15 protein-coding genes are annotated in these 12141 nt (G+C 41.1%); 9 read left to right on the forward strand and 6 right to left on the reverse strand.

Going from position 1 to position 12141, the window contains the following annotated elements:
• Positions 1–2 precede the first annotated feature (2 nt).
• On the reverse strand, positions 3–182 hold the full coding sequence (locus M1E09_RS15935) for a YjzC family protein (protein ID WP_456271825.1): 180 nt from the start codon (positions 180–182) through the stop codon (positions 3–5).
• A 219-nt stretch (positions 183–401) separates the two neighbouring features.
• On the opposite strand from M1E09_RS15935, the gene M1E09_RS15940 reads away from it, so the two are divergent.
• Entirely contained in the window at positions 402–1214 is an 813-nt protein-coding gene (locus M1E09_RS15940; RefSeq protein WP_456271826.1) for an undecaprenyl-diphosphate phosphatase, read from the forward strand.
• Between the two features lie 721 nt (positions 1215–1935).
• Here M1E09_RS15940 and M1E09_RS15945 read toward each other — a convergent pair.
• Together M1E09_RS15945 and M1E09_RS15950 are read right to left on the reverse strand one after the other, a co-directional pair.
• Positions 1936–2244 (reverse strand): metal-sulfur cluster assembly factor, encoded by a 309-nt coding sequence (locus tag M1E09_RS15945; RefSeq protein WP_456271827.1) that lies wholly within the window; start codon positions 2242–2244, stop codon positions 1936–1938.
• 220 nt (positions 2245–2464) lie between these two features.
• Positions 2465–3232, reverse strand: coding sequence for a prolyl oligopeptidase family serine peptidase (locus M1E09_RS15950; RefSeq protein WP_456271828.1), 768 nt, complete (start codon positions 3230–3232; stop codon positions 2465–2467).
• A 143-nt stretch (positions 3233–3375) separates the two neighbouring features.
• Between M1E09_RS15950 and M1E09_RS15955 the strand changes: the two genes are divergently transcribed.
• The 3 genes from M1E09_RS15955 to M1E09_RS15965 all read left to right on the forward strand — a co-directional run bounded on the left by M1E09_RS15955 (position 3376) and on the right by M1E09_RS15965 (position 4667).
• Positions 3376–4191 carry a Cof-type HAD-IIB family hydrolase gene (locus M1E09_RS15955; protein WP_456271829.1) on the forward strand — a complete coding sequence of 272 codons (816 nt, stop codon included), beginning with the start codon at positions 3376–3378 and terminating at the stop codon, positions 4189–4191.
• A gap of 91 nt (positions 4192–4282) precedes the next feature.
• Positions 4283–4471, forward strand: coding sequence for a hypothetical protein (locus M1E09_RS15960; protein ID WP_456275058.1), 189 nt, complete (start codon positions 4283–4285; stop codon positions 4469–4471).
• 1 nt (position 4472) lies between these two features.
• Positions 4473–4667 carry a DUF3813 domain-containing protein gene (locus M1E09_RS15965; protein WP_456271830.1) on the forward strand — a complete coding sequence of 65 codons (195 nt, stop codon included), beginning with the start codon at positions 4473–4475 and terminating at the stop codon, positions 4665–4667.
• Positions 4668–4748: 81 nt separating this feature from the next.
• On the opposite strand, the gene M1E09_RS15970 is transcribed toward M1E09_RS15965, so the two are convergent.
• Both M1E09_RS15970 and M1E09_RS15975 read right to left on the reverse strand, forming a co-directional pair.
• Positions 4749–5510: a BsuPI-related putative proteinase inhibitor gene (locus tag M1E09_RS15970; protein ID WP_456271831.1), complete on the reverse strand. Its 762-nt coding sequence runs from the start codon at positions 5508–5510 to the stop codon at positions 4749–4751.
• A gap of 56 nt (positions 5511–5566) precedes the next feature.
• A complete protein-coding gene (locus M1E09_RS15975) occupies positions 5567–6421 on the reverse strand; it encodes a YitT family protein (RefSeq protein WP_456271832.1) in 855 nt (284 codons plus the stop codon).
• Positions 6422–6581: 160 nt separating this feature from the next.
• Between M1E09_RS15975 and M1E09_RS15980 the strand changes: the two genes are divergently transcribed.
• The 5 genes from M1E09_RS15980 to M1E09_RS16000 all read left to right on the forward strand — a co-directional run bounded on the left by M1E09_RS15980 (position 6582) and on the right by M1E09_RS16000 (position 10767).
• A complete protein-coding gene (locus M1E09_RS15980; protein ID WP_456271833.1) occupies positions 6582–7445 on the forward strand; it encodes a DegV family protein in 864 nt (287 codons plus the stop codon).
• Positions 7446–7512: 67 nt separating this feature from the next.
• Positions 7513–7644 carry a DUF3941 domain-containing protein gene (locus M1E09_RS15985; RefSeq protein ID WP_456271834.1) on the forward strand — a complete coding sequence of 44 codons (132 nt, stop codon included), beginning with the start codon at positions 7513–7515 and terminating at the stop codon, positions 7642–7644.
• Positions 7645–7870: 226 nt separating this feature from the next.
• Entirely contained in the window at positions 7871–8362 is a 492-nt protein-coding gene (locus M1E09_RS15990) for a YajQ family cyclic di-GMP-binding protein (RefSeq protein WP_456271835.1), read from the forward strand.
• Positions 8363–8466: 104 nt separating this feature from the next.
• Complete coding sequence (locus M1E09_RS15995; protein WP_456271836.1) at positions 8467–9822, forward strand: CoA-disulfide reductase; 1356 nt, start codon at positions 8467–8469, stop codon at positions 9820–9822.
• A gap of 84 nt (positions 9823–9906) precedes the next feature.
• On the forward strand, positions 9907–10767 hold the full coding sequence (locus tag M1E09_RS16000) for an SDR family oxidoreductase (RefSeq protein WP_456271837.1): 861 nt from the start codon (positions 9907–9909) through the stop codon (positions 10765–10767).
• 216 nt (positions 10768–10983) lie between these two features.
• Here the strand turns inward: M1E09_RS16000 and M1E09_RS16005 are convergent, their stop codons facing one another.
• The gene (locus tag M1E09_RS16005; protein ID WP_456271838.1) at positions 10984–12027 is read right to left on the reverse strand and encodes a LacI family DNA-binding transcriptional regulator; all 1044 of its coding nucleotides are present in this window, start codon (positions 12025–12027) and stop codon (positions 10984–10986) included.
• Between the last annotated feature and the right edge of the window lie 114 nt (positions 12028–12141).

Raw genomic sequence — 12141 nt, forward strand, 5'->3', positions numbered from 1 at the left:
TTTTATGGTTTAGGCTTGTATGTCCAATAACGTTTATCGTTTGAGGTTTCCGGAAAGCGGTCTCCCGCTTTAAGCTTCACTTTCTTCGGGTTCATGACGCCGCTCCCGGTTTCCCCTATTTCAAGGTATATTCCATTATTCGGTGCTTTTTGCCCTGCACGGAATTGTCTTGACTGGCCCATAACAGCCCCTCCTTTATGTGAGAGTACCTGAAACATCGGCGATATTTATCGCTTCATTATTACTATTGGATTAATGGACAGAAATAATTCAAGGCTATTATTGCCAATAAGCTTATAAGACGAACATCCCCTCTTCCGATTTCACTTTTGTCTTGCAGGGGGCTCCTCTTTAATGTTAAATAGAAAGATGTGAAGAATTTTATCTATGGAGGAACTTAAATGTCTGAAACTGCTTATGAGCTTCTGAAATTTCTTTTTCTTGGATTATTTCAAGGCTTTACAGAACCTATTCCGATTTCATCAAGTGGACATCTGCAGCTTGCCCAGCACTACCTTGGCATTGACCTTCCAGGCCTCACTTTTGAGATACTGGTTAATACGGCTTCGCTCTTTGCCGTGCTCATCATATATCGCGCCGATATTTTACGGCTGATGATGAACGGCCTTGGTTATTTTACTGATAAAAGCCCGGAAAACAAACGTGATTTTCACTTTATTATTTACTTAATCATTGGTACTATTCCTGCTGGAGTGATTGGAGTATTATTCGGGGATTTCATTTCCGATAACCTCTCGTCTATAAAAACGGTCGCCATCACTCTCATCATAACAGGTATTGCTCTTTGGCTGATCCGTAATTTGCGCGGGAAAAAGCATGATGGAGATCTCACCTACAAAGATGCAGTGATTGTCGGTATTGCTCAGGCAATCGCTTTAATACCGGGAATCAGCCGTTCCGGTGCCACTATAGTTGCCGCAATGGCCAGAGGGATGAATCAGGAAACTGCACTGCGTTATTCATTTCTTCTCTATATACCAGTCAGTCTCGGTGGAATGATTCTCGGTTTATCAGACCTGCTGGATGACGAAAACCTGAAAACCATGCTTATGCCTTACACGGTAGCCTTTCTTGGTTCATTAGTTGCTTCTTATTTTTCTTTAAAGTGGTTTATGAATGTTATGGCAAAAGGAAACCTAAAGATTTTTGCCATTTACTGCCTGGTTGTAGGTATAACAGTATTGATTTTCTAATTAGAACAACAATAAAAAAACATCCAAAGCTTCAACTAAGGGTTCCGTATGGGAAGAGAAAATTACAAATAGCAGGCTAATTTGCACATGAATTAGACCTGCTCTTTTTATTTTTATAATAAGGTTTTTACTTGATTCTGGGTTAATCAGCACTTCGAATGGCACCTTATTTAACAAGCGTACAAAAATTATTGTGCAGATAAAAATGAGTTGCTAATTGTGCTTCTAAAAGACTTGCGAATTAGCATCTTGTTCTTGGAGAGCATATGGTAGTTGGGAAAATGAAGATTGAGTAACCAGTGATAGAAAATAAGCGGAGTTTTTACCCTTAAATGCAGACTAGAAGTGGCTTTTGGCGAAAATAAAGGGAGTTTTCCCCTCTATACAAAGCAAAGCTGCCTATTTTCACGTTTTTTGAGCCGAATAAGAGGAATTTCTCCCTCTATTTAAGCTATTTTCAGTATTATTTGCTAATTAAGGGGAATTTTTCCCTCTATAATTCTCAATCAGCAGAGAACCTGCTGTTCACTTATTCAGCGATCGGGGTAATAGAAAAAGAAGTATATAAAAAGCAAAAAAACCGGATTTTTTGGATCCGGGTTTTTTGCTTTTAAATACAGTGTTATTTGCACTGTTATTTCTGCTGCTAATTAGGGTGTGATTTAAGGTTTTCTCTCCTTAAACGGAATCCCTTAAGCTCCAACTTTGGGTGTTTTTTTGATCATCGGATTCCCAAGGCAATCTTTGCATACCTGGACATTTTATCTTTGCTCCATGGCGGATTCCAGACAATATCGACTTCTGTATCCTTGACTTCCGGAAGGTCTGCCAACGCTGCTTTTACCTGGTCGACAATGGTTCCTGCCAAAGGACAGCCCATAGAAGTAAGCGTCATTGTTACTGTCGCTTTTCCTTCTTCATCTAAGTCTACATCATATACCAAGCCAAGGTTGACTATATCTATTCCCAATTCAGGGTCGACTACTTGTTCCAAAGTCCCCATCATACTGTCTTTCATATCTTGATCCATGCTCCAGAATCACTCCTTCTCTGTCCCTTATTCTATTTTTATCTTAACAAAGAATGTTATGTATAGAAAGTGATACGGCTCTTAAAAGAGCAGAATGATTTCCGCTCCAATCAATACTGAATTAACTGCAGCCAAATAAAAAAGACTAAAAACCACAAGCTAATCTTTTCGAAAACAGGCTTTATAGACCATCACAATCCATATGAATGCTCAGTATTGGCTAAAGGTTTTCAGCAAACCACCCCACACTCTTTAATACACCCTCTCTGGAAACTTTATGTCCGGCCAGGTCATCAGACATAAATTGCAAATCGCGAAGTGCAGGATTGCCTGTTTCTGCAAGAGTTTTATAAAATTCATAAGCAGGCTGGTAAGGGACCACTGTATCCTGCTTTCCATGCCAGAAGAACAGCGACTTGTTTTCAAGTACCTCAGGCTGCATGCTTAAATCATACTTCTTAAGCATCTCCATCAAGGATGCCACTTTTTCATCGGAATAGGGCAATCTGTACCCTTTTGATTTTAATGAATTAATTTGCGCACTCGCCAGTGCAACATAAGAAGGACAGCCCATCAGGCTTACCGCAGATTGGATCCAGGAATACTTTGTCAGCGACCCCAAAGTGACAATTCCACCCATTGAAGTCCCAGCCACTCCTATACGAGAATCTTCAATAAGACTGTGACGGCTATAGTGGCTTTTCAACGTTCCTAGTTCTTCTATGGTCGTCAGGACAATTTCCCAAAAATTCACACTTAACTGCTGCTCATCCAGACCTTCTTCCCTCTCACCATGCAATAAGCAGTCAGGCATAAGCACCCTGTATCCTTTTTCCGCGAGATAATAGGCATAATGGAGATTATGTTCCTTTGCACTTGTAAAACCGTGAATGAAGAATATTGCTGGAAGAGTATGTTCCATCTGGTTCTCTAATGCCATGTTCAATACCGGTATACTCTCAATTTTATCTTTTTGGATTGTGATCATGATCATTACTCCTTTATTAATTCATCTCATTTATATTTAACTTCAGTAAATGTTTATATAAATTAGTTTACCATGGTGGACTTCTGTTTTACGAAACATATACACTATACATGTATCTTAAAAATGGATTGGAGATTGATTCTATGGAGAAGCATTTAATCGTTCTGGACTTAGATGGTACATTACTGACTGATGATAAGAAAATATCTGAAAAAACCAAACAAACACTACATAAAGCAAAAGAACATGGCCATGAAGTCATGATTGCCACTGGAAGGCCTTATCGCGCTAGTGAAATGTATTATAAAGAATTACTGCTAAACACACCTATCGTTAATTTTAACGGGGCCTTTGTCCATCACCCACTTGATGAAAAATGGGGAATGTTTCATGAGCCGATGGAAGTAGATGTTGCAAAAGAAATCGTTCAGGCATGCCATGACTTCGACTTCGAGTTCAGAAACATTATTGCCGAAGTCATGGATGAAGTATATTTCCATTACCATGATGAACGTTTAATTGATGTTTTCAATTTCGGAGAGCCGAATGTAACGACAGGAGATTTAAGAAGTTACCTTAAAGATTCTCCTACAAGCATGCTGATTCATGCAGATGAAGAACATGTTACCGAAATCCGAAAGCACTTAAGCAGTGTGCATGCTGAAGTCATTGACCACCGCCGCTGGGCAGCTCCTTGGCATGTAATTGAAATCGTCAAGAGTGGATTAAATAAAGCTGTTGGGATTGAGAAAGCAGCAAGCCATTTACAAATCCCCCCAAGCCGCATCATTGCATTCGGCGATGAGGACAATGATCTCGAAATGCTTAAATATGCCGGTATCGGTGTCGCGATGGGAAATGCAATCGAACCGTTGAAAAGCGTTGCAGATGACATTACGTTAACCAATGAAGAAGACGGTATTGCCGTATTCTTAAACAATCATCTTCGTTTAAGATAATAGTGCAGTACCTTCTTTAGACTTTGACAGTGCTGGAAAAAATTCTGTTCACTAATCCCCTGTTGTTCCGTTCATACTAAGGTGGAGCACAATGGTGGTGCTTAAACTGACAAAGGGGTGCTGTGTAATGGGCAGAAGCAATAAATCCAAAAGATTTGTTCAACAAGGGAAAGATGCGGTTTCTAAACATGATGATCGTATTCCCTACCACTCCACACTAGCTGAAGCTGAAGCGAAAAAGCTGGAAAACGTAGAAAAATCTTCACTTGGAGGGATATAAGATGGGCAACAGATTATTCCAGGAAGCCCGTCAATATGTCCAACTGGCGAAGCAAGCTACATCTTCAGGCGGCGAAAACACCGAGCAAACCATTCAACGTGCCAAAAATGCTCTTTCATCGGCTTATGCCAATACTACTAGAGCAGAGCAGCAGCAGCTGCGTGAATTGCAGGAAGAGCTGAATCAGCTGCAATAATCAACCTAAGAATCATGGCTGAATCAGTTTTTATTTAAGTAATAAAGAAGCATTTGGCTATCGCCAAATGCTTCTTTACGTTTAATTTATCCTTTTTGCATAACTGTGATAAACTGTACCATCCTTGAGATCCCTTTCGTATAGATTGAGTATCAGCGGGCGATTGTTATCAGATATGCTTTCGGGATCCAACTCAAATGAGAAACTGAAATCAGCCCAGTTTGGGCGCTTTTTGTTCACCTTAACAAGTGTTTCTTCAATAACAATGTTATGGCCATCTTCCACCATATAATAGAAACATCCTGCGGAAACTTTTGCTTTCCCCTTGAACTTGTAGGTCTGGCCGGATTTGGACAACCCTACATCCTTAAATGAAGGATTCTCATCACCAACACTAAACTCTTCTTGTTTGACCCTCTCTATATCAGCTGGTTTACCATTAATGCTTTTCACAAAAATCGAAGCTTTTATTGAATATACACCTGAAGGTATTCTTTTCCCGTTAGAAAGAAAATTCCATTTATCCCGCCAGGTTTTCGTTTCCCCGCTCTTTAAAGTAATGAGCTGGATGGCCTGAAGGAACGATTTATTATCACTGTATTTGTAAATTGTTTTTCCTTCTGCGTTTTTTATTTCATAATCATAGAATTTACTTGAAGGGAATTCCATGGTCACGGTTTCAGCACTTGTATTAGTGGCCATCAATTGGATATCCGCATATTCTTCCGCCGGCTCCACTTTCACCTTCCAGCTTATTGCCGGAGTTGCTGAGAGAGATTGAACCTGTGGGAATGCAGCTGCCAATAGTAGTGAGAATAAGACGGTGATAATTATTTTTTTCAAAGGCTGTACCCCTTTCACTTTGGTTGCACCTTTTATTATTCTCATTTTTGCCAGACTTAATCTCTTCTGAAGAAACCAAATATCCCTGCTGTTTCAACTATATTCGTAAATGCGGTTGGATCCACTTCTTTAATAATATGTTCAAGGTCATATAACTCGTAACGGGTTATGACGATAATCAGCATTTCTTTTTCCTCGTTTGTAAAGCCGCCTTTGGCAGGGAGAGTTGTGATCCCACGCACAAGTTTCGAATGAATTGCGTCCTTCAGCACGGTTGCATTCTTCGTAATAATCATCGCTGTCAGCTTTTCGTGTCTTGTATGGATAGCATCAATGACACGGGTGGAAACATACAAGGTTACTAAAGTATACAGTGCTTTCTCCCAGCCGTACAATTGCCCGGCAGTAATGATGATCACTGAATTCATAAGGAAGAAGTATGTACCGACAGGCTTATCTTTTAACCTGGAAAGGATCATGGCGATAATATCCATCCCTCCTGTCGATGCCCCCCATTTCAAAGTGACCCCAACACCAACCGCTGCAATGACACCGCCAAACACAGCATTCAGCAAGATATCCGGTGACAGATGCGTAATAGGGATGAATCCAAGAAATACAGTTGTAGATAATACAGATACAAAGCTGTAAAAAGTAAAGGACTTTCCTACCTTTAACCACCCCAGAATCGTAACGGGGATATTGAGCAAGAGAAGCAGGATCCCTGTGGATACGTTTATAGGAGTATACTCAGTAAGTATACCTGACAGCAGCTGTGCTACTCCTGTAAAGCCGCTTGCATACACGTTAGCCGGTATGAGGAATAAATTAAGTGCCAGAGCATTGAGCAGGGCACCAAATAAAACGACGACCATTTTTTTTGTTTCGAGCAAAACAAAATCTCGAGACATTGCATTACCTCCTACTAAAAAAAATCTCTACTCTCTATTTAACCCAAAAATGCAAAAAACAACAAATGATTGTCATTTTTTCTATAAATGGCTAGACTTAGAATATAAAGCCTCGATAAATCATGCTTATATAATCCAATCTAAAAGGGTGATCGTTCTAATGAGTTTTCGTTTATTAGCTGATAGTGCCTCCGACCTGCCAACAGTTTTCTTTGAAGAACACGATGTCACACTTATACCTCTTCGTGTCTTGATCGACAGCGAAGAATATGAAGATTTGGTAACTATCCAGCCTAAAGATGTATTTCAAGGAATCAGAAATGGAAAAATGCCAAAAACCTCTCAGGCGTCTCCATTACTATTTCAGCAAATTTTTATGGATCTTGCAAAGAGTGGACAAAAAGGAATCTATGTTACCTTCTCTTCAGAATTATCGGGAACATACCAAACAGCTGTCATGATAAGAGATCAGGTTAAGGACGAATACCCTGGTTTGGACTTGACGATCATAGACAGCAAGTGCGCGTCACTTGGGTATGGGCTGGTTGTGAAACAGGCAGCCGCACTCAGGATGCAAGGGGCCAGCTCCGATAAAGTCATTTCAACTGTGCAGCATATGTGTCTTCATATGGAACATCTTTTTACTGTAGATGACCTCGATTATCTCGCTAAAGGCGGAAGGGTTTCGAAAGCTTCTGCATTCCTTGGCGGCCTTCTGAATGTTAAACCGCTTCTTCATGTGGAAGATGGAAAGCTTGTGCCAATTGAAAAGGTCCGCGGCAAAAAGAAAGTGCTCAAGCGTATCCTTGATTTAATGGAGGAAAGAGGGGAAAACCTCAATCAGCAAATCATTGCCATCAGCCATGGAGATGATGAAGAACTTGCACAGCAAATGAAACAAATGGTTGAGGAAAAGTTCCAGCCAAAAGAAGTCTATGTCAATATTATCGGCGCAGCAGTAGGCTCACATGCAGGCCCGGGGACATTGGCAATATTCTTTTCTAATGAATATCCGATTAATTAGTAATAACCCGGCTCCTCTCCGGAAAAACTAAATCCGAAAACCAAGATTTAGAAGGGAGAGTCCTGACTTGCCACATACTTCTGATAATGACAAGAAAGCAAAAGATAATAACGCACTTCGTCATGAAAAAAACATGATGAGAGAAAAAAGCCGAAAAGCAGGCAAACGCCAGTATTCAAAAAAAACAGATCACATTTAATTTTTGTTTCATCAAGAGCGAAACAGGGCCGGGTCTCGGGTGGTATCCACCGAATCCCGGCCCTGTTTTTCGGTTCTGATCCTTCACACTGCCAGACTGCAATTGTTAAATGTTGTATGGGTGTATTTCGTTGTCTATAATAAAGAAAGATGCACATACCCCCATCACTCCATGTCTCTTTGATGGTGGTGCAAAAAGCATTATGAATACATAAGGAGGTTTTTTCATGGCAAAAGAAAACTCATTTGATGTTGTCTCACAAGTTGATTTTCCAGAAGTAACAAATGCGATAAATGCTGCCTTGAAAGAAATCAAGACAAGATATGACTTTAAAGGAAGCAAGAGTGATATTTCTTTAGACAAAGAGGAAATTGTTTTAGTATCAGATGATGAGTACAAAATGGACCAGCTTAAAGATGTATTATTGAGCAAGCTGATTAAAAGGGGAGTGCCGGTAAAAAATCTTGACTACGGCAAGATTGAAGGCGCATCTGGCGGCACCGTCCGCCAACGAGCAAAGTTAATGCAGGGTATCGGAAAAGAAGATGCCAAGAAAATCAATACGCTTATTAAGAATTCCGGCGTTAAAGTGAAAAGCCAGATTCAAGATGATCAAATCAGAGTAACAGGTAAAAGCAGAGATGACCTTCAGCAAATCATGGCGGCCATCAGAGAAACGGATTTGTCCGTTGACGTGCAGTTTGTTAATTTCCGATAAAAGTATTAGTTTTCAGATAAAGTCGGATGGGTAAAATAAGCCCATCCGACTTTTTAATAAGTGTATAACTTGCGATACAGAAAACACTTTAGGAGGGATTGGCTTTGAAAAGACGAATACTCATAGTCGGCGGCGTGGCTGGCGGGGCAACAACTGCTGCCCAGTTAAGAAGATTGGATAAAGAATGTGAAATTCTCATGTTTGAAAAAGATGAATACATCTCATTCGGAAACTGTGGAATGCCCTATTATTTAGGCGATGTCATCAAAGAGAGAGATCACCTGTTTGCCGCCACTCCTCAATCAATGAAAGAAAACCTGGATATAGATGTACGGACATTTGCCGAAGCCATTTCCATCGACAGAGAAAAACAGCTGCTCACAGTTAAAGATTTGGCGTCGGACACGGAATATCAGGAAAGATACGACTCTCTTGTCCTCGCTCCCGGATCTGCTCCGTTTATTCCTCCTATCACGGGTTTGAAAGAGAGCAGTTTCTTTACCCTTAGAAACATTGCTGACATGGATAAGATCAAGCAATACATTAATCAACATAAACCTTCTACCTGTTCGATAATCGGTGGAGGTTTTATAGGTGTGGAAATGGCGGAAAATCTATTAGGGCTTGGACTGAAGGTGAATCTTATAGAAGCTTCTCCTCATGTAATGGGGATGATGGATGAAGATATTAGTGAAATAATTGAAGATGAGCTAAAGAGACAGGGCGTCAATCTCATCCTGAATGATGGAGTACAGGAAATCAAAAGTCTTTCCATCCTGACACAAAAAGGGAATAAAGTTGATTCCGGGATGATCATTGTAGCAACAGGTGTCAGGCCGCAAGTAAGTCTTGCAGAAGCAGCCGGTCTCTCCATAGGCACAACAGGCGGTATTTCAACGAATGAGTATATGCAGACATCTGACCCGTCCATCTATGCTGTTGGGGATGCTGTTGAAACGAAAAGTGCTGTGACAGGACAGCCTTTGCGGATTCCTCTTGCCTGGCCTGCACACAGACAATCCTATATAGCAGCAAAACATATTACTGGGGAAGCTGTCCCCTTCAAAGGACTGCTCGGAACTTCCATTGTGAAAATTTTTGATTTGACAGCTGCCTCCACCGGCCTAAATGAGAAGCTGCTCATAGAAGCAAATATCGGCTATAAAACGGTCACTCATACTGGAAAATCCCATGCCGGATATTATCCTGGAGCTTCAAGAGTCATAATTAAAGTACATTTTAGTGAAGATACGGGCAAAATATTAGGGGCTCAAATTATCGGTGGAGAAGGAGTCGATAAGAGGATCGATATACTAGCAGCCTCCATACAAGGCAATATCACTGTAAATGAGCTTCAGGAGATTGAGACAGCGTACTCTCCTCCATACTCTTCACCAAAAGATCTTCTCAATATCATCGGCTATAAGGCAGAAACCATGTTGAATGACCAGCAAGGTTAATCCTTAAAATAATGGGTAAATACATTTAATGAAAATATGTAAAGGATTGTTTCGTTTTAAAAAAACTAAGGAGTGATATTCACTATGTCTCAAAACAAAAACACATTTCCTCCTCAGCATCAAGACCATCAACCTGGCACTGAAAAAGAGATGAACCCGCAGCCGAAATACATGGATGAAAATTACAAAGGGAGCGGAAAGCTCCAAGGCAAAGTAGCTCTCATATCCGGCGGCGACAGCGGTATCGGAAAATCAGTGGCTCTCTATTTTGCCAAAGAAGGGGCAGACATCGCCATCGCTTACTTGGAAGAAGACCAGGATGCCCAGGATACGAAAGCCTTGATTGAAAAAGAAGGAAGAACCTGCTTGCTGTTCGCTGGTGACCTTGGAGATTCCTCCTACAGTGCTGATGTTGTCAAACAAACAGTTGACCGTTTTGGAAAACTCGATATCCTTGTGAATAATGCCGCAGAACAGCATCCTCAAAAAAGCATCCTTGATATATCAGACGAGCAACTGGAGAAAACATTCCGTACAAATGTGTTTTCCTTCTTCTATTTAACAAAGGCTGCTCTGCCTCACCTTAAGACCGGCAGCACAATAATCAATACTGCCTCTGTAACCGCCTACCAGGGAAATGAACAGCTGCTTGATTATTCCTCAACAAAGGGTGCAATTGTTACCTTCACCCGATCACTTTCACAGCAGCTGGCATCAAAAGGAATCAGAGTAAACGGTGTAGCTCCGGGTCCTATCTGGACACCGCTTATACCATCAACTTTCGATGCCGATAAAGTTGCAAAGTTCGGTTCAGATACAGCGTTCGGGAGAGCCGGACAGCCTTTTGAACTCGCACCTGCATATGTTTATCTGGCAAGCGGGGATTCACCATATACCACCGGACAAATCATTCACGTAAATGGCGGCCAGATCGTTAATGGGTAAAATTAGTTCCAGGAGCATCAGGAGCTATAAGTCAATCTTTTCAATCCAGAATATCGTAATCCACTAAGGAAACGCTGTTGATATTTTCAACAGCGTTTCCTTAGTGGATTAAGCAACAATCTTTTAGAAAAGAGCATTAGGAAAAAAACGTAATAGCAAAAAAAGACCCAATTATGAAATTGAGTCTCTTTTGCTTAAATATATTGACGTTGCTTATTATCTGTTTAGTTCAGGCTGAACCTCTACATCACTGCACGAAGCACGTTCAACAATTTTATGTGGGATGGTAATCCGTTTGACAGGTTCACGCGGATCCTCAATTTTTTGGATAAGGCTCCGGGCTGCCTGGTAACCAAGATCAAAAATATTAATATCCACCGAAGTCAAAGGAGGACGCGACATTTCTGAAAGCAAAACATTATTAAAACTGATGATTGAAATGTCTTCAGGCACACTGATCCCCATTTCATTTAAAGTGTTCAGAACGCCTAATGACATTAAATCATCGGCCACCACCAATGCGGTTGGCGGGTGTTCCAGCCTCATCAATTCTTTAACGGCCTCCTGACCGCCCTCTCTCAGAAATTCTTCATGAACAATGTATTCATCCTGAAGGGGAATTCCGGCGTTTCGAAGTGATTTTTCGTAACCGAGCAGGCGTTCTACTGTGACAACAAGATTTAAATCACCGCCAACAAATGCAACCCTGTCATGACCTGCCATTAACAGATAATCTGTTGCATCTTGAGTCGCCCTGAAGTTGTCATTATCGACATGAGTAATTTCTTCAGCTGCTTTGAAAGGTTTGCCAATGACTACAAAGGGAAATTCCCTTTCCTTTAAATACATCATCACTTTATCTTCTACTTTAGAGTAAAGCAGTACTATTCCGTCTACTCTTCCGCCTTGAACCATTTGAACGATTCCATCATATATCTCCTGCTCGCTTTGACCTGTGGTCATTTGCAGAGCATATTGCTTTTCATGCGCACCTTCGCTCAGACCGCGCAACACTGTCGGAAAGAACGGGTTTTGAAAAAATTTATCAGCTGATCCCGGCAGTACAAGACCCAGCACACGCGTCGATTGATTCGCCAAGCTGCGGGCTATAAAGTTAGGGTGATACCCCAGCTCCTTCATTGCCTCTCTTACTTTCTGCTTGGTACTGTCACTTATGCGGGAATTGTTGGCTATCACTCTGGAGACAGTCGATGGAGCAACATTAGCAAGCTTTGCTACATCTTTGATTGTTACAGCCATATGCTTCTCCCCTTCCCTGTAACTGGAGCCTGAAATGGTGATACCTTTAACAGAAATGGTCCGTTATTGTACATAACGGCTCACCGATCAAAAAGCCAATATTATGGCAGTCTT

Source organism: Bacillus sp. AK031 (genome assembly GCF_053903065.1).